At 44.8% G+C, this 25,345-nt stretch carries 19 protein-coding genes; 10 read left to right on the top strand and 9 right to left on the bottom strand.

Annotated features, from left to right (window positions below):
- Positions 1 to 108: 108 nt before the first annotated feature.
- The 3 genes from MUK70_RS26980 (at position 109) to MUK70_RS26970 (ending at position 2,809) form a co-directional block, all read left to right on the top strand.
- On the top strand, positions 109 to 1,209 hold the full coding sequence (locus MUK70_RS26980) for a DNA topoisomerase IB (RefSeq protein WP_234608401.1): 1,101 nt from the start codon (positions 109 to 111) through the stop codon (positions 1,207 to 1,209).
- Between the two features lie 26 nt (positions 1,210 to 1,235).
- Entirely contained in the window at positions 1,236 to 2,204 is a 969-nt protein-coding gene (locus MUK70_RS26975) for a lipid A deacylase LpxR family protein (RefSeq protein ID WP_234656826.1), read from the top strand.
- 137 nt (positions 2,205 to 2,341) lie between these two features.
- Positions 2,342 to 2,809 (top strand): ferritin-like domain-containing protein, encoded by a 468-nt coding sequence (locus tag MUK70_RS26970; RefSeq protein ID WP_234656825.1) that lies wholly within the window; start codon positions 2,342 to 2,344, stop codon positions 2,807 to 2,809.
- An 83-nt stretch (positions 2,810 to 2,892) separates the two neighbouring features.
- On the opposite strand, the gene lolA1 is transcribed toward MUK70_RS26970, so the two are convergent.
- The 6 genes from lolA1 to MUK70_RS26940 form a co-directional block, all read right to left on the bottom strand.
- Positions 2,893 to 3,540 carry an outer membrane lipoprotein periplasmic chaperone LolA1 gene (lolA1, locus tag MUK70_RS26965; protein WP_275975545.1) on the bottom strand — a complete coding sequence of 216 codons (648 nt, stop codon included), beginning with the start codon at positions 3,538 to 3,540 and terminating at the stop codon, positions 2,893 to 2,895.
- Positions 3,541 to 3,633: 93 nt separating this feature from the next.
- A complete protein-coding gene (locus MUK70_RS26960) occupies positions 3,634 to 6,156 on the bottom strand; it encodes an FtsK/SpoIIIE family DNA translocase (RefSeq protein ID WP_234656824.1) in 2,523 nt (840 codons plus the stop codon).
- Between the two features lie 39 nt (positions 6,157 to 6,195).
- A complete protein-coding gene (locus tag MUK70_RS26955) occupies positions 6,196 to 7,227 on the bottom strand; it encodes a quinone-dependent dihydroorotate dehydrogenase (RefSeq protein ID WP_234656822.1) in 1,032 nt (343 codons plus the stop codon).
- A 173-nt stretch (positions 7,228 to 7,400) separates the two neighbouring features.
- Positions 7,401 to 7,604: a hypothetical protein gene (locus tag MUK70_RS26950; RefSeq protein ID WP_234656821.1), complete on the bottom strand. Its 204-nt coding sequence runs from the start codon at positions 7,602 to 7,604 to the stop codon at positions 7,401 to 7,403.
- Positions 7,605 to 7,614: 10 nt separating this feature from the next.
- The gene (locus MUK70_RS26945) at positions 7,615 to 7,947 is read right to left on the bottom strand and encodes a hypothetical protein (RefSeq protein WP_234656820.1); all 333 of its coding nucleotides are present in this window, start codon (positions 7,945 to 7,947) and stop codon (positions 7,615 to 7,617) included.
- Positions 7,937 to 8,137, bottom strand: coding sequence for a hypothetical protein (locus tag MUK70_RS26940; RefSeq protein ID WP_234656819.1), 201 nt, complete (start codon positions 8,135 to 8,137; stop codon positions 7,937 to 7,939). Before MUK70_RS26940 ends, MUK70_RS26945 begins: the two co-directional genes overlap by 11 nt.
- A 267-nt stretch (positions 8,138 to 8,404) precedes the next feature.
- Here MUK70_RS26940 and MUK70_RS26935 point away from each other — a divergent pair, with 267 nt between their 5' ends.
- From MUK70_RS26935 to tamL, 4 genes are all read left to right on the top strand, one after another.
- On the top strand, positions 8,405 to 10,834 hold the full coding sequence (locus MUK70_RS26935) for a TonB-dependent receptor (RefSeq protein ID WP_234656818.1): 2,430 nt from the start codon (positions 8,405 to 8,407) through the stop codon (positions 10,832 to 10,834).
- A 285-nt stretch (positions 10,835 to 11,119) separates the two neighbouring features.
- Positions 11,120 to 11,833: a hypothetical protein gene (locus tag MUK70_RS26930; RefSeq protein WP_234608392.1), complete on the top strand. Its 714-nt coding sequence runs from the start codon at positions 11,120 to 11,122 to the stop codon at positions 11,831 to 11,833.
- 81 nt (positions 11,834 to 11,914) lie between these two features.
- A complete protein-coding gene (locus MUK70_RS26925; protein ID WP_234656817.1) occupies positions 11,915 to 16,843 on the top strand; it encodes a translocation/assembly module TamB domain-containing protein in 4,929 nt (1,642 codons plus the stop codon).
- On the top strand, positions 16,833 to 19,271 hold the full coding sequence (gene tamL, locus MUK70_RS26920; RefSeq protein WP_234656816.1) for a translocation and assembly module lipoprotein TamL: 2,439 nt from the start codon (positions 16,833 to 16,835) through the stop codon (positions 19,269 to 19,271). The genes MUK70_RS26925 and tamL overlap by 11 nt, the downstream gene beginning before the upstream one ends.
- Positions 19,272 to 19,280: 9 nt before the next feature.
- On the opposite strand, the gene mce is transcribed toward tamL, so the two are convergent.
- On the bottom strand, positions 19,281 to 19,685 hold the full coding sequence (gene mce / locus MUK70_RS26915; RefSeq protein ID WP_234656815.1) for a methylmalonyl-CoA epimerase: 405 nt from the start codon (positions 19,683 to 19,685) through the stop codon (positions 19,281 to 19,283).
- Positions 19,686 to 19,691: 6 nt separating this feature from the next.
- Positions 19,692 to 20,627, bottom strand: a complete 936-nt coding sequence (gene rsgA / locus MUK70_RS26910) for a ribosome small subunit-dependent GTPase A (RefSeq protein ID WP_234608387.1) — start codon at positions 20,625 to 20,627, stop codon at positions 19,692 to 19,694.
- Positions 20,628 to 20,874: 247 nt separating this feature from the next.
- Between rsgA and MUK70_RS26905 the strand changes: the two genes are divergently transcribed.
- On the top strand, positions 20,875 to 22,098 hold the full coding sequence (locus MUK70_RS26905) for an ROK family transcriptional regulator (RefSeq protein ID WP_234656814.1): 1,224 nt from the start codon (positions 20,875 to 20,877) through the stop codon (positions 22,096 to 22,098).
- A 44-nt stretch (positions 22,099 to 22,142) separates the two neighbouring features.
- Here the strand turns inward: MUK70_RS26905 and MUK70_RS26900 are convergent, their stop codons facing one another.
- Positions 22,143 to 23,399, bottom strand: coding sequence for a 3-deoxy-D-manno-octulosonic acid transferase (locus MUK70_RS26900; RefSeq protein WP_234656813.1), 1,257 nt, complete (start codon positions 23,397 to 23,399; stop codon positions 22,143 to 22,145).
- A 222-nt stretch (positions 23,400 to 23,621) separates the two neighbouring features.
- On the opposite strand from MUK70_RS26900, the gene MUK70_RS26895 reads away from it, so the two are divergent.
- Positions 23,622 to 24,392, top strand: coding sequence for a hypothetical protein (locus tag MUK70_RS26895; protein WP_082215826.1), 771 nt, complete (start codon positions 23,622 to 23,624; stop codon positions 24,390 to 24,392).
- 59 nt (positions 24,393 to 24,451) lie between these two features.
- Positions 24,452 to 25,330: a lipoyl synthase gene (gene lipA, locus MUK70_RS26890; RefSeq protein ID WP_234656812.1), complete on the top strand. Its 879-nt coding sequence runs from the start codon at positions 24,452 to 24,454 to the stop codon at positions 25,328 to 25,330.
- The last annotated feature ends 15 nt before the right edge of the window (positions 25,331 to 25,345 follow it).

Genomic DNA, 25,345 nt, shown 5'->3' with positions numbered 1-25,345 from the left:
AGATTTCAAATTGAGTAGAATGTTCCTCATAGGCCAATGAATGAGCGTCCTGTTACGGCTGGTATCACTTTAATAGTGAGTCGGAATATAGTTTAACAGTACAAATCTATGTCGGTAGCCGTAGCAGTTGGAACGTTGACAGAAGCGCCCGTCATCACTGCAAAACAAATTAAAAAATTACGAAAAGATCCTGCCCTGACAGCCGCTGCGGCAGGTCTGAATTACATTCAATCCGGTAATGCGCCTGGGTTTATCAGAAAAGGTAAAGCACCGAGATTTTATTATCTTGATAAAAGTGGGAACAGGGCAAAAGACAAAGCTCAGATCAACAGGATCAAAGCATTGGTGCTGCCCCCTGCGTGGCGGGAAGTTTGGATCAGCGAGGACCCGGATACGCATCTCCAGGCAACCGGGATTGATGAGGCAGGCAGAAAACAGTATCGTTATCACCCGCACTGGAACCTGATCCGTAACCAGACCAAATATTACCGGCTGCTTACATTCTCGGAGGCACTGCCACAGCTTAGGGAACAGGTTGAGCGCGATCTGCGCAAACCAAGTTCTGACCTTGACAAATCCATTGCTTTGGTAATCAAAATTATGGATAAGACTTGCATTCGTGTGGGAAATCAGCGGTATAAATTGAAGCACGGTTCTTCTGGAATCACCACTTTGGACGCACGTTGCGCGACCGTTAAAGGCAACACGATCCGGTTTATGTTTACCGGAAAAAAAGGAATTAAACAGGACATCACATTAAGGGATACGCAACTGGCGAGGCTGGTAAAACAGTATAAGGAAATGCCGGGAAAGCGGCTTTTTCAATACACGATGGAAAATGGCGGGCGATGTTCGCTGAATGCTGGCCAGGTGAATGATTACATCCGGAAATATACCGGCTCCAACTTCTCGGCGAAAGATTTCCGCACCTGGATGGGCACCGTTACCGCATTTGAATATCTCAGCCATCAGGAAAAATATGAAACGCAACGACAACTGACCAGGACATTAAATACTTGTCTGGACGTTGTGGCGGCGCATCTGGGAAACACACGGACGGTCTGCAAAAAATATTATGTACATCCGGCGGTCTTCCGGGCCTATGAAAATGGAAAAATTCAGCGTTTCCTCAATAAGCAGGTGGAGGAAATGAAGCTTTTCACGGAAAGCGAGCAACATGTGAAGTCTTTACTGGCGCACCAGGTCTAGAAACGGCTGGATAGCGTATATAAAGTATGGCGCATGATCTCAAAATCCTTATTCTCATATTTTTAATAATTCCAAAAACCGGCATTGCGCAGCGCATTGACCAGACTGCGTCATTCCGGAATGTTGCGGGAGACAAATATGTCAGGCTGCATTACGACAATGATTTCTTTGCTACGAGCGATTATTACTACACTCAAGGTTACAGTTTTGAAGTGGTAACGCCAGGATTGAGGAAGAATCCACTGAACAAACTTTTGCTGAACATAGGCCAGTCCACACATTACGGGCTGGCTTTTGAACATTATGGCTTCACACCAACCAGCATTTCCTGCGAAGCCATCTTATATAATGATCGTCCTTTTGCCGGGTGCATTATGCTCAAATCCTTTCGCACTTCAACTGATTCACTCAAAAAAATACGATTGGTTGCTATACTAAGCACCGGAATGATCGGGCCAGCTGCTTTTGCTGGCAAGATGCAAACGAAAATTCATGAGTGGACGGGCGACCGCGATCCTAAGGGCTGGCAAAATCAGATCAAGAACGATGTAATCATCAATTACGAAGTCCAGTTTCAAAAGCAGCTTTTTAATTTCAAAAATCTTGTCGCCCTTAACACCGAGACCCAAATGCAGATTGGCACACTAACCAGTAAGGCGCAAGCAGGCGTAACGGTTCGCCTCGGAAAGTTCAATGCGCTATTTGAAAACCGGCCGGTAAAATTCAGGAAGAACATTCAATTCTACATTTATAATCAGCCACTTGTCGGTTTCCATGTATACGACGCCGCATTGCAGGGAGGTTTATTTACGAGGAATAGTCCTTACAAATTGAGATCTTCTCAAATTAACAGAGTGACATTTCAGGACAATTTCGGTTTGGTTGTTCAGTGCTGGCGCATTTATCTGGAATATTATCAGTCCTTTCTCACCAAAGAATTCCACACCGGAATGGAACACCGCTGGGGAGGCGTTAAAGTCGGTATTGCGATATAATAAGTGCAAAAAGAACTACATATACGTTCAGCCCGAAATCTCTGAAACATCTTTTCCATGCAAATTAACGATGGCACAGCATTTTTAGGCTGATGTCAATAACGGATACTTATCACAAACTTAAAATAGACTTAGTTATGGAAACCAATGAAAATCTTGTTGAAGTTCTGAATGACTTGATAAAAATTAACAACGACCGTATCGAGGGTTACGAGAGAGCGATTAATGAAGTGGAGGACATGGATCTCGACCTGAGAGGCATCTTTCAAAAGATGGCGAACGAAAGCCGCCAGAACATTGATGAGCTGAGTGCTGAAATCATAAACCTGGGAGGAGAGATCGAAACAGGCACTACGAACTCGGGAAAAATTTACAGAGTTTGGATGGACATTAAAGCAACATTCACCGGCCACAACAGAACTTCGGTTCTTGAAAGCTGCGAATATGGTGAAGATGCAGCCCAGGAAGCTTATGACGACGCATTAGCAACAGATACGGATCTGCCGGTTGACATCAGACAGATCATTGCCAATCAGAAAGCAGAATTGCTTGAATCGCACAACCTGATCAAAAAATACAGGGATTTGCACCAGGCTGTAAATTAATTATCAGTGCACAATTTGCTTAAAATAAGAAAGGCGGCAGGATCAAAAGATTCTGCCGCCTTGTTTTTGTATGACTAAATGGATTATCTGAGGTCGACAACTTCAACGCCAGGGTATTGCTTCGAATTAAATGCAAAGTAACTGTCGGCAACTGCAACGTCCGGCTGGAAATCATTCACTTTATAAGTTACTTCCTGCCCATTTTTCTGGAATATTGTCCAACTGTTGATAGACTTATCGGCCTTGTTCACTGCAATCTGCACTTTGTTCACCTGGCTATCCTTCTTGGTCGGCGTCAGTTCCACTACTTCCAGCGACTTCGCACCTTCTTTTTCTTCTTTCAGAAAGGCATATTTAAACCCTTTCTTATACGCCGTATAAATTTTTGTTGGGTCCAAATCGCCTGTTGCCGTTGGATCAAAATCCTGAAGATTAACTTCGTTGGTTTCCTTAATGTATGTGGCCATCAGCTTACCATCATTAAAAATCTCCTGACCAGCCATTTTCAACCTGAACTTCGTCCCTTTCACTGTTGCTTCTCCTTTAAGCGGCTTGCCGCCTTCCGGCGTGTAAGTAAATACAGCCTTGAAGGATTTTATTTTCTGGTATTTGTTGCTCATCGCTTCCAGAATGGCTGACGATTTTTTGTCTCCCTGAGCACTGGCCGATGTGGCCGAGCCCAAGATTACCATTGCTGCGAAGAAACAGGCACTAATTCTGAAACTTTTCATATTAAATGTTTTAGTTCTTAATAAGTTAAATAAAGGGCGTGAAACAGTCTTGTTACAAATTTTAGACCAATTGTAATCAGGATGGTTTAATGGCTAGATCAAGCCTCTCATCCGAAGGTGTTCTTCCAGACCGCTCAGATCGTGGAACATCACATCACGCGCCTTACTTCCGGTAAACGGACCGACCACGCCCAGCAATTCGAGCTGATCCATGATCCTGCCGGCGCGGTTATAGCCAAGCTTCATTTTGCGCTGGATCAATGATGTGCTTCCCTGCTGGTGGGTGACAATAAGCCTGGCCGCATCTGGCAGTAAGCCGTCAAAATCATCCGGATTAAGGTCTGCCTTGCCCTCTGACGCATCCTCGCCTTCGTATTCCGGCAATGCATAGGCATCGTCGTAACCTCTTTGGGCACCTATAAACTCGCAAACGTCCTCAATTTCTCTTGTATCAATGAAAGGGCATTGTAAACGGATTACCTCAGAATTTATCGCCAAAAGCATGTCACCTTGTCCCACGAGCTGTTCAGCGCCACCCATATCGAGGATGGTACGGGAGTCGATGCTGGAAGTTACGCGGAAAGATAAACGAGCTGGAAAGTTGGCTTTGATAAGACCTGTGATGACCTTGACCGAAGGACGTTGCGTGGCAACAACCAAGTGAATACCAACGGCACGCGCAAGCTGGGCAAGTCGCGCAATCGGTGTTTCCACTTCTTTGCCAGCTGTCATCATCAAATCTGCTAGCTCATCGATCACGAGCACAATGTAAGGAAGGAAGCGATGTCCTTTTTCGGGATTGAGACGCCTTTGGGCAAACTTGGCATTGTATTCTTTCAGGTTACGAACCGATGCTTCTTTCAGCAGATCGTAACGCGAATCCATTTCTATACACAACGAATTCAGTGTAAAAATTACCTTTTTAGTATCGGTAATGATTGCTTCATCCGCATTGGGGAGCTTGGCCAGGAAGTGCCTTTCCAGTTTGTTGAACAATGTAAGCTCGACTTTTTTAGGATCCACAAGGACAAATTTCAACTCAGCCGGATGCTTTTTATAGATCAGCGAAGCCAAAATAACATTCAATCCGACGGACTTTCCCTGCCCTGTTGCACCGGCCATCAGCAAGTGAGGCATTTTTGCCAAGTCAACGATATGGATGTCGTTCGAAATTGTTTTTCCCAAAACAATGGGCAAATCGTAATTCGCCTTGATGAATTTTTCGTTGGACAGAACAGAGCGGATAAAAACCGTCTCCCGGTTCTTGTTAGGCACTTCAATCCCGATTGTTCCGCGGCCGGGCATAGGCGCAATGATCCGGATTCCAAGTGCTGCCAAACTCAACGCAATGTCACCTTCCAGATTCTTGATTTTCGAGATCCTGACCCCGGCTTCCGGGATAATCTCGTACAATGTAACAGTCGGCCCGATCGTGGCCTTGATCTTGGAAATATTGATCCCGTAACTACCGAGCGTGTCAACGATCCTCGTTTTGTTACTTTCCAGCTCTTCCTGACTTACTTTTTCATGCTGATTATCCACCGCATCATTCAGCAGGCCAATACTTGGAAATTGGTAAGTCGGCAAGTCCAGCATGGGGTCATACTGGCCAAACTCTCGCAGAACCGTTGCATTGATGTCCTCGTCTTCAAACTCCTCTTCATCTGCCTGACCATTGGAATGAATAGTTGTATCCTCCACTTCAAGTTCCAATTTAAGCGGCGTTGCAGGAGCCGGCGTAACAGGAATTGGCATGACCGGAGCCGCATTGGTAACGACTTCAATCCGCGGCACGGTTTCGAGCTCAACAGCCGGTTTTACGGGCTCCGCTTTTTCGTCGGCTACGAATTCCTCGTCGTCATATGTATCATTCACAACCGATGTAAATGATCTTTGCTCACTCACAACCTTCTCTTCTGATCCCGGCACCGAATCTTCTTTTGTTTCGGGGCCGATGTCTGGTCTGGCGTTTTTCAGTTGCCAGGCTTCATACGCAGATTTGGCATCATAAAAGAAAACAGCGAACACAAAAAGTGCGAAAATGATCGGAATGACACTTCCCCATTTCAACCAATCAAAAAGTACGACGTTGATCATGTAACCAAAGCCACCCGAAACGAAACTCAATGTGTTTTCCTTATTGCTCATCAGGACCACGTACCCCATCATTACACTTAGCCATAATGTAAAGAAAATGACCTCCTTGGTAGTTTTGGTCAGGGATAAAAGCTCTTTACCAAAAGCCATCTTCCAACCGGCAATAAAAGGCACCAGCGGAAGCAAAAGTGCGCCTACACCAAACCAGCGATAAACAAAAAAATGGGAAACAACGGCACCGAGCACGCCAAAGAAATTGCGCGTTTGTCGCCCTGCGTCGCGGATGGATTCGTGGCCCAGGCCATCAATTACGCTCTGATCCGAAAGGCCTGAGATGATGTAGGATAGGAAAGAAATTTCCATGATGAGGCCGAGCACGATAAAAAAAGTGCCCCAGGCCAGGATGTTCTTCGGATTGGAAAAAATGTGGTCCCAATCCAATGATATCTTAAAACCGGGACTGCTTGTTTCTTCTGTTTTCTGGCGCTGAGTATTTCCTCTGAGCTTATTTACTGACATTTAGCTTCAATTCTGGGATGCGTGAAGTGGTATTGTGTATTACTTTCTGACCAATGATTTGCAAATGTCCTTTACCAAACCCGGCCCTTCATATATAAATCCTGTGTATAGTTGCAGTAAGCTCGCTCCTGCGTTTTTCTTGTCAATGGCTTCCTTCGCCGAACCTATCCCGCCGACTCCGATCACTGGAAATGCATGGTTGGACTTATCACAAATGTAACGAATTACTTCCGTCGCGCGGTGTGCAAGTGGCGCACCGCTTAATCCACCCGCCCCTGCTGCTTCAATCTCAGCCTGGCTCGTCCGAAGGTCTGCGCGGCTGATTGTGGTGTTGGTAGCGATAACGCCAGCGATCCCGGTTTCTTTTACAATGTCAATAATATCGTCCAGCTGGCTTAAAGTCAGGTCCGGGGCAATCTTTAAAAATATGGGTTTTGGATTAAATTTTTCAGTATTCTTTTTTTGAAGTTCGCGCAGCAGCGCAGTAAGCGGTTCTTTTTCCTGTAAATCCCGTAATCCGGGCGTGTTGGGCGAGCTTACATTGACAACGAAATAATCGACAACATCAAACAACTGCCTGAAACAGATCAGGTAATCGTCCAGCGCCTTATCATTTGGTGTATCCTTATTTTTTCCAATGTTCCCGCCAACAAGGATTTTTGATTTGCGGTTAGCGAGTTTCGCCGCCGCGACAGCTGCACCCTTATTATTGAAACCCATTCTGTTAATGAGCGCTTTATCTTTTTTCAGCCTGAATAAGCGAGGCTTCTCATTGCCTGGCTGCGGCCGCGGCGTAACCGTCCCGATCTCGATAAATCCAAAGCCCAAAGCTTCCAGCTCATCCACCATTTCGGCATTCTTGTCAAATCCGGCAGCCAGTCCTACAGGGTTGCGAAATTTTAGCCCGGCCACTTCCTGAACCAGGTCCGGGTGATCGTATGTATAAAGGGATCTTAAAATTTGAGGGACAAAAGGGATTTTAAAAGCAAACTGTAACAGTTCACAGACAAAGTAATGGATGCGCTCCGCATCAAACAGGAAAAGTATAGGGGAAATGAGAATTTTATACATCCTGCAAAAATATGATCTTTCAGAAGAAGGCTCTGTTGGTTGCAGGATTTTTATTTGTTAACCTTTATTCACTTGGCTACCTGTGTCGTTTTGCAACCTCAGAAAATCATCAATCATAGCGTCGAAGATCCTGTGGCCGACGGGTTAATAGAACTGGACTAACTCCACTGTTTCTAAATCCATTCTGGTTTTTGAATTGTGAGTGTACGGCGAGATCCTTTGGGTTTTACAAGTCCAAGAAAAGCGTCCATTTTTGCTTTATTTTCGAAAAATTTAATAAAACGTTCCTCCGGACTTTCCTTCATACCATCCAGCATCGCCTGGAAATAAGGCTCGCTTTTATCTTGATAAAAGGTGATAACTCTTTTCTTTTCCATATGTTAGCGGTTACAATGCGAGCAATTCCTTCAGCAATTGTTTCAAGTATGCGTCTGTCACGTTTTCTTTTTCCGACTTGTCGAAGATTGCCAGTAAATATACTCTCCCGTTCGTCACCTGAACGTAAGTAATCAGCCTTCCTCCGCCGCTTTTACCTTTTCCTTTGCTTTTGATGGCAAACCGTATCTTGTAACAATTCTTGAATACTTCGTTCCCTGTTATTGGATTATCACGAAGCGTTTTCGACAAAGTAAGAATGTCCGAATGAAGAGAAGGGAATTTTTTTAGCAGTTTCTTAAACTCTCTCTGAAAATGAGGAGTTGCAATTATCTCAAAGTTCATGAAGGAATTCTTCCAATGTTTTGGCCTTCAATTCCCCTTTTTCAATTTGCTGCATTTCCTCAACGCCAGACTTGATGCTGGCAGCCATATTAAAAGCTTCGAGCTTTCGCTCAACTTCCTGCCATTCTTTCAAAGGTAACTGAACAGCAGTGACCTTACCTTTTGAATTTGACACAAATTGCACATTCATACAACAGACTTTATTAGTTGGTTAGTAAAGATCGGAACATTAATTTTTAATACCAATAAGATTGGTACCGACGCCCCTTGAATATTCGTCTGCCATATTCTTAATTTTTTTATAATTTTATGTAATTAATCAGATATACTGCGCGTTAAAAATGTTCCTGCCTGGATTGTTGGATTAGCTTTTAGCGAACCCGGTTTTATCCAAAACACACGCCTCAATTACCAATTAAATAACTTAACTCCTAATAAAAATCTAAAACCTATACCCGTGAAAAGAACTCCGTTTCTTAACTTTTTTGCCCTTTTTCTACTCAGTTTCTTCTTTTCTGCTTCTATCAAAGTTTCTGCCAGTCCTATTTTTGGCACAAAAAACGGGTACGTAGACGGCGGTAAGCTTGTCGGAAAAATTGTGGAATCGCCCGGCAATGTGGGCGTCAGTTTTGCCACGATTGCGTTGCTGGCTTCCAAAGATTCTTCATTAGCAAGTGGAAGCGTTGCCGATGAAAACGGCGTGTTCAGCATCGCCAATGTTACGCCGGGGAAATACGTGCTACGGGTTACCAACATGGGTTATCAGACATTATTTGTCCCGAACATCAATGTTTCAGCCGAGGCCAACTTGCTGGACTTGGGCAACATTACCGTCCTTCCGGAAGCGCAAAAACTGAATGAGGTGATCGTCAAAGGCGAGAAAAGCATGATCGTGGACGACATTGACAAGAAGATCGTCAATATTGGCAAGGATATGCTGGCCACCAGCAACAATGTGAGCGACCTGCTGGAAAAAGTGCCGGCCGTTTCGCTGGATGAGAATGGAAATCCGCAAGTTCGAGGCAAAGGCAATGTGGTCGTCCTGATCGATGGCAAACCTTCAAATTTATACGGCAGCGACTTGCCGACCATTCTGCAATCTTTTCCTGCAAACCTGATTGAACGCATTGATGTAATGACAACGCCTTCTGCGAAATACGAAGGCGAGGGCGCTTCGGGTGTTATTGACATTATCACCAAAAAGACGAAAATACGCGGCACAAACGGCGGTTTGCGTGCAAGTCTGGGAAACAAGAATAACCATAGCGCATCGGGGAACATTAGCTATCGCATAGGTAAAGTAGGCGTAAACGCTTCGCTAAGCGGGCAATCCAGAAACATGACGTGGAAAAGAAATCTGAGTCGCGACAATTTTATCTCTGAAAACACCTCCCACCTCGAACAAAACGGAACGGGCGGTAACAAAGGAAAAAATGCCTTTGGGCGGATTGGCGTCAACTATGATATCAATGATAAAAATTCACTGGAAGTAGGCGTGAACTATTCGCGTGACCAGAGCCGTAATAACAGCAACCTTTTAAATGAAACCAGCTTCTCTTCGGGTAATGCAACCGAAACGTTCAGCCGCCTTAATAATAGTAAAGGGAATGGTGAAAACCTGAATTTTAACCTGGATTACCGCAAAAAGTTCGACGAGAAAGACCATCAGCTTACATTCACATCCAGTTACTCACTGGGTGAATCGGACGGCGAATCTTATTATAACCAGGAAAGCGAGATCGACAGTCTGATGCGCAATCAGCAGAATTTGCGCGATAACAAGCGTCATTCTTTATTCCTCAATTCGGACTACACCTGGCCTATCAGCAAAAAAGCAACTTTGGAAGTGGGTTTACGCTCGCGAATGAGTGCGAACGACAACACCAACGCCTTTTACAATATGTCAAAGGAAACCGGAAGCTACGTTTTCGACCCGAACATTAGCAATGTGTTTGGCTACAAAGACGCGACTTACACGGGATTCATGACCTTTTCCCAAAAAACAGACCTTTGGGGCATGCGCGCGGGATTGCGTGTGACGGACTATAACCAGGATATTAATCAAATAAGCATTAACCGTGCATTCAATGTGCATTTCCTTACGCTGGTGCCTAGCCTTGCGCTGACCAGGAAATTGGGTGAAACAGCACAGTTGAAGCTCAATTACAGCCGCCGCGTGCAACGTCCGGAAGCGGATTGGCTCAATCCTTACACCGACGTCTCGGATCCACGAAACATTCAATCCGGAAATACATCCCTGAAACCCGAATTTACACACAAGGCCGAAATGGGTTATTCCAATTATGAAGCGTCCGGGGGCTGGGGACCATCCTTGTTCATGGATTATTCCAACAATGCAATAACCAGGATCAGGACCATTGATGAGACAGGCATATCATTAACCCAATTTGCCAATGTAGGCCGCGAGCTTTCCTACGGACTCGAAACTGACTTTTCCCAAACCATTTTTGAAGTGCTGAAAATTAATGGAAGCGGCAGGGTTTACCGGAGTGAGATAGTATCTCAAGTTGCTCAGATTGACAACAGAACTTGGAGTTACTCAGGAAATTTGAATGCATTTGTAACGCTTCCTGCGGATTTTAAGGCATCGGCCTACATTAATTATGAAGGGCCAAGAGCCATTGCACAGGGAACGCGTGAAGGTGTGTTTATTGCCAATATGGGTATCAGAAAGGAGCTTTTGGAAAAAAAGGCAACAATCTCATTTAACGTGCAGGACATATTTTTGTCGAGAGCTTACAAAAGTCAGCTTAATACGGCCACATATTCACAAAACTCGCTCTGGCAGCAGACAAACCGGCTTGTCAACCTGACTTTCCAGTATCGTTTTGGGAAAATAAGTGCAAGCGGCGGAGATGATGCTTGATTTTTAATTCAGTTTATAGTATCAAAGGGAGGGGTGTTCACTCTTCCCTTTTGCATTTTATACACGACATGTTGTATAAAAAGCGGCTGGCCGATCCACATATGGCTTTAAAATCCCGTAACGTTTGTTAGTGGAATGGTTTTTGCAAAACATGCAACGCGGTAGTGGAATAAATTGACTTAATTAAACCCTGAAGGAGATACTTGATCTAACATAACGAAAGACAAACTGTTTTTCCCAAGTAAGACTTGTGATCCGTTATCCATACCAAAACAAAACATTGACATGAAAAAATCACTGAACATGTTACCCGCATTGCTGCTTGTTTCCTTCCTTTCGTTTGGACAACAATTGCCTGCCGATTCTATTTTTTCTAAATTTTATAAAGCCACGGGCGGTAAAGCATTGTGGGACGGCGTTAAAACCATTAACCTGAAAAGAAGTTACACAGCTGCCTCGGCGGCTCCGTATGACGCCAACGTCACTGTCTCCATCCCCGACCAATCCATTTCGAAATCGAAAACCATCATGAAACGGAGCTTCGTTTACACAGTGAAGGGCAATGAAGGGTGGATAAAAGTGCCGATCGGGCAGAGAACAGACGTAAAGGACCTGAGCCAGGCTGAACAGCAAAATATGCGTTTCGAAATGTATGAGCTTCTCGCGCCGTTTATTGATTACAAGAGCAGGGGCTTAATTGCCACCACTGTCGGAAGTGAGACATTGAACAGCGTGCCGGTAACCCAGGTAGAATTGCAGGGCAAAGGTGTGAAATATAACCTCTATTTTGATTCAAAAACCGGCCTTTTGCAAAGAGTACGTAAAAATTTGGCAGGCGTGGAGACAACCACGGATATGTCTAATTATACCAAGTCTGGGTATGGCATTTTATATCCTTCCAAACTGGTTGAGATCAACAGTTTGGATAAAAAACCGGTGACGGTTGTATCAACCGCCACCATTAATAGCCAGGTTGCCCCCGAATTATTCAGAAGGTGATTGCAGGTGTTGGCGTAAATTGTATAGGAGGAGGTAACTTATCACTCGTGCCCTGAGTCGGGCCGGGCATAAAAGAAAAGGATGAAGAAAGCACTAAAAGTATTTGCAATTGTTATTCTGGCGATATTGATCCTGGTTGGCGTCTTGATTTGGGGTATTCAAACGCCCTTTGGACAAAATTTTCTGACAAACCAGGCCAATTCATATTTACGGAAAAAGCTGAAAACAAAGGTCAATATTGAAAAAGTGCGTTTCGACGTTCCGGACTGGATCTTGTTAGAAGGCGTTTATTTTGAAGATCAACACGGCGATACGCTGGTTGCAGGAAAAAGACTTTACGTTGATCTCGACATGTACAGCCTTATAAAGGGCAATGTCGGGATCAACAAAGTAGAGTTGGAAGGCATTAATGCCAACATTAACAGGGTGTTACCTGACACCGTTTTTAATTTTCAGTTCATTGTTGATGCTTTCGCAAGCGCCGACACCACTACGGCGGTCGACACGACTTCCAGCCCGTTAGAAATGCGGCTCGACCAGATTTCATTGAAAAATGTGCGCCTGTCCTATCGCGATGCCGTTACAGGCACCGATGCACTGGCTAACATTGATTCAGCGCTCGTTCGTTTTGACAAATTTAATCCCACACTTTCTCAATATCACCCCTCCAAACTTGCTTTGCTGGGGAGTGAGGTCAAGCTCAGGATGTATCAGCCACTCAAAACGGAAACGACTCCGGAAACCGTTCCCGACCCGGCTGATTCGCTGGACATTAAAGTTGGGGATATTGATATCAGGGAATTTAAATGGCTGTTTGAGGATGAAATCGCCGGCTTGAAAAACGGCGTTTCGGTTGGTAAGCTGGAAGGACGTGTGAACAACATTTTTATGGGAAGCCAATATGTGGATGTTCGCAATCTGAACCTTGAAAAAATGTCATTATATGCCGAATTTGCTAAGAAGGCGAAAGCAGAGGGTAAGAAAGACACGACCACCGAAGATGCAGCGACGCCAGGCTGGAACGTAAAAGTAGGCGACATCAAGCTTGTTAACAACGACTTACGTTACGACGATTTCAACACGCCGGCTCAACCCAAGGGGCTGGATTTTGCACATTTGAATGTTAAGGACCTTAATATAGATTTACAAAATTTCATTTTCTCTCCCGAAAACATTGCCGGTTCACTCAAATCAGGATCATTTCAGGAAAAGAGCGGCTTTAAATTGCAGGAGTTCCGTACCAATTTCAAGTATGGTGCGCAGGAAACCTATCTGCGGAATTTGTATGTAAAAACACCCAATACGCTGCTTAGGGACGAGTTAAGTCTTCGATATAAGAACCTGGACGAACTTGCCAAGGACATTGCCAAAGTTAAAATCAAACTGCACCTTACCGACAGCCGCGTAGCATTTGCAGATATTCTGCTTTTGGTGCCGGATCTGGCCAAAACGCCGCCATTCAGTAAAGAACCAAACGGAATGCTGAAAGGCTCCGGGCTTGTAACCGGCTCAGTGGATGATATGCTCATTTCGAAAGCGCGTTTCAGCATGCTTGACGGAACGATTCTGGCACTTGACGGACGCATTCGGGGCCTGCCGGATGCCAATAAGCTGGCCTTGGATATGACCATTAATGAGCTTTCATCGACGAAAGACGACTTGATGAAAATGTTGCCGGACAGCGCTGTGCCTGCTTCTATTGAGCTTCCGCAGGACATTAAAATTACAGGAAAAGTGAAAGGGTCAATGGAAGACATCACGATGACAACGACCATTAACACATCCTTTGGCGTAGGCACATTCTCTGGCAACCTGAAAAACATTACGGATAGCATCAAAGCTCAATACAACGGCACACTGGCTTTTAACGATTTTGATCTGGGTAAACTAATGAAGCAACCGCCTGAGCAAATGGGCAAACTCACGCTTCGGACCGACCTGGATGGTGTAGGTTATGCACCCAAAACAATGAAAGCAAGTTTGGACGGAACAATTGCCAGCGCGGATATCAGAGGTTACGTGTATAACAATCTCACATTAAAAGGAGATGTTGACAATGGCTTCGCAAATGTTGCGGCAACGATGAACGACCAGAATATTGATGTGGACCTCACTGCACAGGCTGATCTCTCCAAAGAATATCCTTCCGTAAAAGCCGATGTTTCTATTGACAAGCTGGATCTGACTGCACTGAACTTGTATGCCGATTCCTTGCAGCTTAAAGGGAACATTAAGGTAGACATGCCTTCCACCAATCCCGAAAACCCATTAGGAACGGTCGATATCAACGATTTCACATTTACCCATCACCGCAGGCCCATTACCATCGACTCGGTGAATGTACAATTGACGGATTCCAGCGGACAACGGCAGGCAACGATTAAATCACCTTTTCTGAAGGCAGAAATGAAAGGTGATTTTGTTTATACAGAAATTGCGGACGCATTGCTGACCGAAGTGGGCAAGCATTTCAAAGCACCGAATCTTACTTACAATACAGTTACCAAACCGGTAAATTTTACGCTCAATGCGACGGTGTCTAATCACCCCCTGATCACGACTTTTGTTCCTGCGCTGAAAGAAATGAATGATATCCAGTTCAAAGCAAAGCTGGATAACCAACAGGATTCATCCATCGTAGCGCGACTGTCCATTCCAATGGTGAATTATGACAGCATTCAAACCGAAAGGGTTTCCGTTGATTTCAGTAATACAAAGGAAAACGCCGCATTGAATGCCAATGTCGGCTTGGTGAACACCGGCAGTTTCAGGATTCAGAATGCATCGCTGGAAAGCAAAATTGTTAATAATGATGTCAAATTCGATTTCATCGTAAGGGATTCTGTTAATACGGAACGCCATGCAGTGCTGGGCGATCTCGCTATCGCAGACAATCGTTACAAGCTGAATTTGCGTGAAGGCTTGCTTTTGGATTATCTCAAATGGGAAACTGACACTTCCGGATACATTTCCTATGCACCGGACAGCCTTTATGTTAAGAATTTCGTCATTAAGAGCAAGGATCAATCCTTGACCATTAATTCCACCAGCGAAGCACCAAACAGCCCACTCGACATTGCAATCTCCAATATTTCCATTGGCCCGATGATCGGCATTGCCACGCGCGATTCTACATTGGCAACCGGGATATTAAATGGAAAAATACTTTTGAGCGATTATATGAAAGCGCCGGTTTATACGGGCGAATTGACGATCGACAGCCTGGCCGTGACGAAAATTCCGGTTGGTAACCTGGTCTTGAAATCGACCAATGAAACGGAAAACCTGATCCGTGTAGACATGTCGCTTACCAACGGGGAAAATAACCTGACCCTGGACGGAAACTATAACCTGAAATCCGAAAGCCCGATGGATTTCAAACTGGACCTCAAAAAACTGAGTGCACAAACTATTGAAGCATTTAGCTTCGGCGAATTAAACAAGGCAACGGGGAACTTGACAGGCAACATTGCCATCACCGGCGCCACCGACAGCCCAAAACTGGACGGCTCTGTTAATTTCAATGATGTAGCATTTAACGCAACACAATTGGGCGCCCGTTACTCATTAGCCAACCAAAAAATCCTTTTCAACGGACAAAATATTAATTTCAACAATTTCATCATTGCTGATTCGGTGAACCAGCAGATGAAGATCAACGGAAATGTGAGCATTGCCAACATTCCGAACGTCAGTTACAACCTGACTATTAATGCCAAGAATTTCAATGTGCTTAATTCAACGCAGAAACAGAACGAACTGTTCTTTGGGAAGGCCAACGTTGATGCTGATCTGAGTGTAAAAGGACAAGGCGCCAACTCGGTTGTGGACGGCAGCATTAAAGTGGATCCAGGCAGCAACATTACATTTGTGCTTCCCAGCGGGGCAACAGAAGCTGGTGATGCAGCCAAAGGCATCATTGAGTTTGTGGATATGAGCGATTCAACACAGGTTGCTGTGGCAGATTCGGCTGCCGCCAAAATCACGACCGTTGATTTTGCTTCACAAATTTCCCTTGACATTGATGTTGATGACAAGTCCGAGTTTAAAGTCGTGATCGACGAGCTGAATGGTGACAACATCCGCCTGAAAGGAAATGCACAGCTCAACACCGGGATCGCGCCAAACGGCCAGCTTTTCATGCTTGGCTCTTATGACGTGACCGAAGGTTCCTACGACCTCACATTGCAGATCTTAAAACGACAATTCGAGATCCTGAAAGGAAGTAACCTGTTATGGACCGGCGACGTAATGAACGCCGAACTGAACATTACGGCGGGCTATACGGTGGAAGTTGATCCGGGATCGATTGCCTCCAAATTTCAGGGCGCAAGCAAAGTCCCCATTCAGGTGCAGGTGGTGATAACCGGAAACCTTACAACCCCGAACATCACGTTCAACATAGTGCCCGATGAAACCATTGACAAGCAAGTAACCAACGAGCTGACCAGTCAGCGGTTTTGGGAAGATATGAAGAGCAATCCGTCTGAAATGAACAAGCAGGCATTTGCGCTTTTGATTACCAATAAATTTATCACTGACCAATCATCGCCCGGCTTCAATCTCGGTTCGAGTGCCGAAGCGGTTGCACGCCAAAGTGTAAGCCAGCTGTTGAGCGATCAGTTGAATAACCTGGCATCGGATTTGGTAAAAGGCGTTGATCTGGATATTGGCGTCAACTCAACAGCCGATCAAACCACGGGTTCGCGGACCGACCTTAACCTGGGCCTAAGCAAAGCATTCCTGAATGATCGCCTCAAAATTTCAGTGGGTAAAAACTTCGAAATTGAAAGCCAGAGCAACTCGGCCAGCTCTAATGAGGTTTTCGACAACATCGCATTGGACTATGCCATCACCAGAGACGGGCGGTATTTATTCAGGGCGTTCCGGAAAAATCAATATCAATCTATTTTGGAAGGTTTCATTATTGAAACAGGGGTGAGTTTTATTGTAACGGCAGATTACGACCTGCTGCGTGAATTTTTCGAAAGACAAAAAAATGAGAAATAGTGTATTAGGCATATTGGTTTTTTTGGTGACGCTGAGCAGCTGTTCAGTGAATAAATATATCCCGGAAGGCCAAAGTCTCTATGTAGGCAGCAAAGTGAAAGTGCAAGCGGACAGCATTACCAAGCCTAATGTATCAGGCCTGGCATCTGAACTGGAAGCGATTGTGAAGCCGCCGCCGAACAAAACACTACTGGGTTTTCCCTGGAAAGTATGGTGGTGGTATTTCATTGGTGAGCCGAAAGATGAGGGCGGCTTACGCAGCTGGTTTCGCAATAAACTTGGAGAGGAACCCAAGTTCGCAACGCAGCGTGTGGCCGACATCAATGCATCCAATATGGTTTCTCATCTGGATAATGAGGCCTATTATCGCTCAAAAGCCACGGGTACGCTTGTTCGTAGTAAAAAAGAAAAACGCAGGACCGCTATTTACCAGTTTGATGCCTATGTGATGCCGCGTTATGTGATGAATGAGATCAATTATGTGGTGCGCGACAGTTCATTATTTAATCGCGATCTCATTTTAGCCAAACAAAAAACTCTGTTAAAAAAAGGAGAACCGCCGCGTCTGGATGTAATCTCAACAGAGAGGAGCAGGATTGACCTGGAACTGAAAGGCAAAGGATATTATTTTTTCAATCCTGATTATCTGATCATTAAAGTGGATTCCACCATTGGAAAAAGGGATTCAACACTTGCTCCGCAGCAGGTAAATATCTTCCTTGAAGTAAAGCCACAAACTGCGCAAACTTCTTTAAAGCAGTATTTCATAAACAAAATCTACGTAAATACGGGAAGCCAGGAAAGTTTGCTCGCCGACACAACGGCTGCGCGCGAGCCGCTTCGCCGTGGCCTGAACATTAAAGATCCGGGCAATCTGTATAAAAGAAGAATCTTTTACGACGCAATTGGTTTTCGGAGAGGGAATATGTATACCAATACCATGCATAATGTGTCTTTGCAACGATTGGTCAACCTTCAAAACTTCAAGTTTGTAAAAAATCAGTTCGACCTTGTTCCACGCTCGGATTCGGCCTTGCTGGATGTGCGTTATGATCTGGAACCGTTGAAAAAGAAAGCGCTGCAAACCACTATAAGTGCGAGCACCAAGTCCAACAACCTGGGTGGCTCGCAACTGGATGTGGCCTGGCGGAACCGGAATACATTCAGAGGAGCTGAAATGCTCGCAGTCAAGGCTTTTTTTGGATTTGACGTGCAGCTAGGTGGAAATCAGGAGGCAAATCCGAACCGGATTGGTAATGAGTACATTCGCTACGGTATAGGCGCCGACTTGTCCTTCCCGCGCTTTATTATTCCGTTTGTGCGCATTAGACCAGAAAAAAGCCAGGCTCTGCCCAAAACCGTACTTTCAATAAACTATGAAAACCGGGTGCAACGCGGACTTTACACAACCACATCCATCCGGGGAGACTGGGCTTACATTTGGAGCAAAAATTCAGAGGTTGTACATACATTAACTCCAATTTCAATTAACTACATTCAACCTCGCAATGTAAATTATGAGCGCTTATTTGCCATTGCCCAGAGTCCTAATACGAACCCCGTGGATGTGGAACGGCTATTCACGCTTGTTGAGCAAAAATATTTCATTGCGGGATCCAACTATTCCATATCGTATCGGCCCACACCTAAACCATTTGCCAGAAACCAATATGCTCTATCAGGGGGAATTGATTACGGTGGAAATTTGCTGAGCCTTTTTGCCAAACGTCCTAGCGGAGACTCAGTCGGAATACCGAAAGAATTTTTGCAGGTTCCCGTTTTTCAATATGTCAAAGTAGATGGTGATATTAGATATTACCGGACCATTACCCCGGGAATCAAATGGGCAAACCGGCTCTTGCTTGGAGCGATCAAACCATATGGCAACTCGAAAGAAATGGCTACGCCTCAGTTCAAACAATATTTTGGTGGTGGTAGCACAGGGATAAGAGCATTCCGCGCACGTGCCTTAGGACCTGGTGCATATACGCCCGACACAGCAACAATCAGGCTTATAGGTTATCAGAATTTTGCAGACATTCGGATGGAGTTCAACTCGGAGTTGCGTTTGAAATTTACTAACATTATTAATGGCGCTGTGTTTATGGACGCTGGAAATATCTGGTCATTCGGCAGCCCTGAGAGAGTACGTTATGATTCTAGCGCTATTATTAGCAAAGACTTTATCAAACAAATTGCCGTCGGCGGCGGGATTGGTTTACGACTTGATTTCTCCTACTTGATTTTCAGACTCGACATCGCAACGCCTTTCCGCAAGCCCTGGTACACCAAAGAAATTAAATCTGAAACACCGGAAGGTGAGGTTACTTACAAGAATCCGTGGGTTTTTAACGAAGTCAATTTCCGGAGTAAGGCTTGGAGAAAGGAAAACCTAATCCTCAACATTGCCGTTGGCCTTCCATTTTAGGTTCAAAGCTCAGGATTTGATTTCCTGACAAAGCTCGATCAGCATTCCATTCGTAGATTTTGGATGCAGAAAACAAACGAGTTTATTGTCCGCTCCGGGTTTGGGGGTTTCACTTAACAAGGTGAAACCTTCTTTTTTTAGGCGGGCCATTTCAGCAACAATGTCGTCTACTTCAAACGCGACATGATGAAACCCCTCCCCTTTTTTCTCGATAAACCTCGCAATGACGCCATCCGGGTCTGTGGATTGTAGAAGCTCTATTTTTGTTTGATTAACCTGAAAAAACGAAGTCAAAACACCTTCGGAAGCGACTGTTTCTCGCTTGTATGGCCGGGAATTGAAGAGATTTGAAAACAATTTTTCAGCTTCTTCCAGCTCCTTAACCGCAATTCCAATGTGCTCGACATTTTTCATCCGTGTCTATTTTCGATTGTCTGCACCACCAACCATACTCAGGTAACTTTCGTAACGACTGATCGCGATCTCACCATCCGAAACCGCATCTTTTACCGCACATCCAGGCTCGTTGATATGCTGACAATTATTAAAACGACATTGATTTAGCAATTCCCGCATTTCAGGAAAGTAATGGCTGATTTCCTCCGGCTTCATGTCGGAAAGGCCCAGCTCCTTAATTCCGGGTGAATCAATGATGAATGTACCCGGTTCGAGCTCGAACATTTCAGCGAATGTTGTCGTGTGCACGCCCTTGTTAGCGAATGTGGAAACTTCTTGCGTTTTAATGTCGAGATTCGGCGCAATGGCATTTACCAATGTGGATTTTCCAACGCCCGAATGCCCCGAAAGCAAAGAAACTTTCCCTTTCAACAATGCTGCAAAATCTTCAAGCCCCTCCTGGCTGACGGCTGTTGTGGCCATGCATTTATAACCCAGGCTTTCGTAAAGTTCCATCAGTTCCGCCTGAAAGTCCTTCATATCATCATTGAGCAAATCCTGCTTGTTAAATATTACGACACCAGGAATTCGGAACGACTCAATGGCGACCAAAAACCGGTCTATAAAACCCAGAGAAGTCCTTGGGAAAACCAATGTGGCGATCAGAATGGCCTGATCAACATTGGCGGCGATCAAATGTGCATGTGCGGTTTTGTGCACCGAGCGCCGTACGACGTAATTTTCCCGGGGCATTATTTCATGTATAATTCCAAAATTCTGCGTTTCATCTTCCGCTTCAAACCGCACATAATCACCTACGGCAATCGGGTTCGTAACTTTCAACCCCAACGCCTTAAACTTTCCCTTCAACCTGCACTGCCAGATATGCCCGTCGCGGCTGTCCCGCACGTCATACCATGAACCAGTCGACCGCAAAACCAATCCTTTAACTAAATCCATTCCGTCTTTTTTTGCAAATAGCGAATTTAACCGGAGTTTCACATTATACTGCCGTATATGCTTAAATCAGCCAAATAAAATTAAGTAGTTTTTACATAGCCTCTGTTTTTATTTGCCAGCGGTACGTAACGATAATAATATTTTTTAATATTTAATCTACTTAAATTGTTTTTGCATACATTAGTATCAGACAATCATAAGAATTTTAAATAAGCCTTTATAACAAAATATATTTACACTCCACATAATGGACTTAGTTGTAGAAGAACCGAATTCGGTCATTGATATTCGCAAGAACCGTATCAGAAGTAATTTATTGCTTCATTTATATCAATCCGGCGATACTTCAATCAACAAAATGGCACGCCTGTTCCATGCCAGCATCCCTTCTGCAACGGGCATTGTGAATGAGCTTATCCGCGAAGGTTGGATCATTGAAACCGGAACTGGTCCGGCACGTGCAGGCAGGCCTCCGGTGCTATATGGGTTAAATGCAAAAAAATACCTTACGCTGATTATGGACATCAACCGCCATGACACGCAACTTGTTATTTTCGATCTGCATAACCAGCTGATTTTAAAGCGGAAAGTGGACATCCGGCTCGACGATTCTTCCACATTCCTTGATCAGCTTTTCGCAGCCAGCGACGACTTTCTCAAATCTAACAATATCAACGTCAGTAAGTTATGGGGCATAGGTGTTTCGATGCCGGGCCTTATCAATTCTTCACAGGGAATAAACCTGACTTACCTGAACCTTACTCCTCCCGGCGTTCCGCTGGTTTCGCATTTAAAAAAACATTTCAAGCTGCCGGTTTGCCTTTTTAATGATACAAAAGCGACGACGATCGGCGAGCACAGATTTGGTTTTGCCCGGGAAAAATCTCAGGTCCTGACCATCAACATTGATTGGGGTGTGGGTTTGGGGATTATCATTAATGGTGAAGTTTTCAACGGCGCATCGGGATTTGCAGGCGAGCTTGGCCACATTCAGGTAAAACCTGACGGACTTTTATGCCACTGTGGTAAAATCGGCTGCCTGGATACCATCACTTCCGCCATTGCGCTGATTAGGCGCGCGAAAGAGGGCATCAATAGTGGAAAAGCAACTATTTTGTCTCAAATCGTCAATAATAACCTGGATCTGCTGGACACTTCTCACATTATAGAAGCGGTGCATGCGGGCGACGAATTTTCTATTGATTTATTGAGCACCGTTGGAACGGAACTGGGCAAAGGACTGGCAACTGCCGTTCATCTTTTCAATCCCGAAGTCATTATCGTAGGAGGATTATTGGCGGAAGCCGGACCATTTATTTCTAATCCGATTGAGCAGGCGATTAATAAATATTGCCTTTCGGATTTCAAAAACTCATTGTCCATTCACGTCTCCAAATTAGGCGCAAAAGCCCGTTTATTAGGCACCCAGGCGCATTTGTTTGAGCACCTGATCGCAAAGGAATTTTCCTGAAAATATGGTTCCGGGCTGAATTATTACTTTTACAAAGCATTAATTCAGCCCAGCATTTTCTTGACTTCACTGAGTATCAAGGCTGTCGAACCAACGCCTTCCGCAATGTAATTTTTGTTGACATTACCCGCCGCTTTCCTGGTGTCGGGAGATGAAATCCACTGATCTGCAACGGCTATCAAATCGTCTTTATCTGCCACCGCAACAGCGCCCTTCCTGTTGATCAGATCAACCGCTTCCTGGAACTTGTGGTAGCGCTTATTTCCAAAAGTGATGGGAATGCCAAAAGTTGCCGCTTCCAGGATGTTGTGCAGGCCCGAACCAAAAGCCCCGCCAATGTAAGCCATATCGCCATACTGGTACAAAGAGGAAAGCATTCCAATATTATCAATCACAAGATAATCATATTCCTTGCTATGAATATCAATGGCCAACTCCGAGTATAAAAGCGTTTTCCCTTTCAGGCTTTTGCGCCACTGCTCAATCTCATCCTTATGGATTTCATGCGGAGCAACAATCGCTTTAAGGGCTCCTCTGAAATGATTCAAGACGGGAATAAGAACCTGCATATCAGCTTCCCATGCCGATCCGACAATCAAACAGAACTTATTATCCCTGAAATCCGCAGCCTCAGACAGATTTTTCACATGCTGTGCAATCGCAGAAACGCGGTCGAACCGGGTGTCACCGGCCAGGCTGCAATGCCGCACGCCTATGCCATGAAGCAAGGCGAGAGATTGTTGGTTTTGTACAAAAATATGATCAAAGGCGTAGAGCATTCTCTTGAAAAATCCGCCTCTCTTTTTGAAAAAGATCTGGTCCGGACGAAAGATCGTGGAGAAGGATATAATGCGCGCCCCACTCCTTTTCAGCTCAGTGAGGTAATTGTGCCAAAATTCATATTTGATGAAGAACGCAATTTTCGGCTGAACGATTTCAACGAAACGTCTTGCATTAGATGCTGTGTCCCACGGCATGTAACAGATGTAATCTGCACCGTTATAATTTTTCCTAACCTCATATCCGGACGGGGAAAAGAATGTCAGGAGAATAAAATGATTGGGAAACTGTGCTTTATAGGCTTCTATAACCGGCCTGCCCTGTTCAAATTCCCCTAACGAAGCCGCATGAAACCAAGCCACGGAACGTCCGTTGACCAACTTTTGAAACCCACTTTCCATTTCCTCCAGCAACCCATCGCGACCCACAACACCAAGCTTAATTTTACGATTGAATAAAGCTGCAACGCGCATCAAGGAGGCGACGGTGCTGACTGCGCTTTGATAGATAACTTCGAACAAAAGACTCTGATTAAAAGAAGATTAGCAAAAAGTTTATTTCGAAAAATCCCGGAAGCACGGGACAGCTGGCGGGCTTTTTTATTTCTTTTCCGGTTTAAAGAACATAAATGTACAAAAAACCGTTAAAGTGGTGGCGATATTCAGCGGCCTTACAGTAGAATTTTGTACTTTCACTGTTCATACGACACTTCCAATTTGTAACAGGGATTTAGATCTAAATATATGATGCGTGTAAAATTTTTACTATCAGTATCTATTCTGTTTGCATTATCAACAGATATATATGCGCAACGTCGGGCGAAGGCTGAGGACAATGAAGAGAGCTATAAATCCTTTACTTCATTTGGAGTTACCACAAACACCAATTCAGGAATCCTGGGAGGTGCCGTTTTCAGGCAATCTTCTGCCTTAGGTTCAAAATTATTTGGCAAAAACCAATACAGATATCTGGCCCTCGAACTGGTCAATGTAAAACATCCGAAAGAGCTTTCCCAGCAGGACTTTGTTACGGGAGCAAGGCTGGTTTACGGCAAGCAGAATTACCTTTTCGTCCTGAGGCCCGAATACGGAAGGGAACTAACATTATTTAGCAGACAAGATGATGAGGGAATTTCAATTAGTGGAATCCTGGCAGCGGGACCATCATTAGGATTGGAAAAACCGTATATGGTTCAGTTTCAAAGCTCAGACGGACGTGTCGTTACGGAGCCATTTGATCCTGTGAAACACGCCGGAAGCACGCAAACGACCGGAATTGTGGGCGCGGGAAGCTTTTTCCAGGGGTTCGGACAAACTAAAATTGTTCCCGGCTTGCATGTAAAAACGGCAATGAGTTTTGAATTAAGCGCTTTTCGTGAAAATGTGACGGGTGTTGAAATTGGTTTTATAGCGGAAGCATTTACAAGAAAAGTTCAAATCATGGCATTCGCCGAAAACAGAAGCTTCTTCACTTCGGGCTATCTGACGTTGTATTTTGGAAGCAAAAAGCGATAAATAAATTAGCAATTGACAGGTTGATATTCAAACCAGGCTGTCGGAGATTACCAATATATATGATTGAATTACCTGTTATTCCCTCGGAGCGCAAGAAAAGACCAGATTGGTTGAGGGTTAAGCTGCCAGCCGGACCAGAGTTTCGGAAAGTAAGGCAACTGGTTGATAATTATAAATTGCATACAATCTGCGAAAGCGGAAGCTGCCCGAATATGGGCGAATGCTGGGGCGCGGGAACAGCCACCTTTATGATCCTGGGCAATGTTTGCACGAGAAGTTGCAGCTTTTGCGCGGTGGCCACAGGTCGCCCTAATGAATATGATGTTGACGAACCGCGACGCGTAGCAGAGGCTATCAAGCTTATGCAGGTTAAGCATGCTGTAATTACGTCCGTTAACCGGGACGAATTGAAAGACCGAGGCGCTGAAATCTGGTATCAGACGGTAATGCAAGTCAAAGAGAATACGCCGGAAACGACCATTGAAACATTGATTCCCGACGTTAAAAACAACTGGGATGCATTAATCCACATGATTGAAGCGGGCCAGGAAGTTGTTTCGCACAATATGGAAACGGTGGAACGTTTATACCGTGCGGTACGTCCTCAGGCCAAGTACGAAAGGAGCCTGGAACAGATCAGAAGAACAAAAGCCTACGGTCAGCGCACCAAATCCGGGATTATGCTAGGACTCGGTGAAACGCAGGACGAAGTGCATAAGGCCATGGACGATCTTGCGGCAAATGGTCTGGACATCCTGACTTTAGGACAATATCTGCAACCCACTAAAATGCACCACGAAGTGATCGAATGGATCACTCCTGAAATGTTCGATAATTACAGAGAAGAAGGTCTGAAACGCGGACTTAAATACGTAGAGTCCGGACCGTTGGTCAGATCAAGTTACCATGCGGAACGCCATGTGAATGTTCCGATTTGATATGATATGTTATAC

The organism is Dyadobacter chenwenxiniae (genome assembly GCF_022869785.1).
GTDB lineage: Bacteria > Bacteroidota > Bacteroidia > Cytophagales > Spirosomataceae > Dyadobacter > Dyadobacter chenwenxiniae.
This window is presented reverse-complemented; position numbering and strand designations above follow the sequence as displayed.

Excerpts from the sequence above, each read along its gene's own strand:
- MUK70_RS26960 (WP_234656824.1), bottom strand. The coding sequence starts at position 6,156 with ATGTCAGTAAATAAGCTCAGAGGAAATACTCAGCGCCAGAAAACAGAA.
- MUK70_RS26980 (WP_234608401.1), top strand. The coding sequence starts at position 109 with ATGTCGGTAGCCGTAGCAGTTGGAACGTTGACAGAAGCGCCCGTCATC.
- rsgA (WP_234608387.1), bottom strand. The coding sequence starts at position 20,627 with ATGGATTTAGTTAAAGGATTGGTTTTGCGGTCGACTGGTTCATGGTAT.
- MUK70_RS26895 (WP_082215826.1), top strand. The coding sequence starts at position 23,622 with ATGATGCGTGTAAAATTTTTACTATCAGTATCTATTCTGTTTGCATTA.
- MUK70_RS26905 (WP_234656814.1), top strand. The coding sequence starts at position 20,875 with ATGGACTTAGTTGTAGAAGAACCGAATTCGGTCATTGATATTCGCAAG.
- MUK70_RS26970 (WP_234656825.1), top strand. The coding sequence starts at position 2,342 with ATGGAAACCAATGAAAATCTTGTTGAAGTTCTGAATGACTTGATAAAA.
- MUK70_RS26940 (WP_234656819.1), bottom strand. The coding sequence starts at position 8,137 with ATGAATGTGCAATTTGTGTCAAATTCAAAAGGTAAGGTCACTGCTGTT.
- MUK70_RS26930 (WP_234608392.1), top strand. The coding sequence starts at position 11,120 with ATGAAAAAATCACTGAACATGTTACCCGCATTGCTGCTTGTTTCCTTC.
- MUK70_RS26925 (WP_234656817.1), top strand. The coding sequence starts at position 11,915 with ATGAAGAAAGCACTAAAAGTATTTGCAATTGTTATTCTGGCGATATTG.
- MUK70_RS26955 (WP_234656822.1), bottom strand. The coding sequence starts at position 7,227 with ATGTATAAAATTCTCATTTCCCCTATACTTTTCCTGTTTGATGCGGAG.
- MUK70_RS26975 (WP_234656826.1), top strand. The coding sequence starts at position 1,236 with ATGGCGCATGATCTCAAAATCCTTATTCTCATATTTTTAATAATTCCA.
- MUK70_RS26950 (WP_234656821.1), bottom strand. The coding sequence starts at position 7,604 with ATGGAAAAGAAAAGAGTTATCACCTTTTATCAAGATAAAAGCGAGCCT.
- MUK70_RS26945 (WP_234656820.1), bottom strand. The coding sequence starts at position 7,947 with ATGAACTTTGAGATAATTGCAACTCCTCATTTTCAGAGAGAGTTTAAG.
- lipA (WP_234656812.1), top strand. The coding sequence starts at position 24,452 with ATGATTGAATTACCTGTTATTCCCTCGGAGCGCAAGAAAAGACCAGAT.
- tamL (WP_234656816.1), top strand. The coding sequence starts at position 16,833 with ATGAGAAATAGTGTATTAGGCATATTGGTTTTTTTGGTGACGCTGAGC.
- mce (WP_234656815.1), bottom strand. The coding sequence starts at position 19,685 with ATGAAAAATGTCGAGCACATTGGAATTGCGGTTAAGGAGCTGGAAGAA.
- lolA1 (WP_275975545.1), bottom strand. The coding sequence starts at position 3,540 with ATGAAAAGTTTCAGAATTAGTGCCTGTTTCTTCGCAGCAATGGTAATC.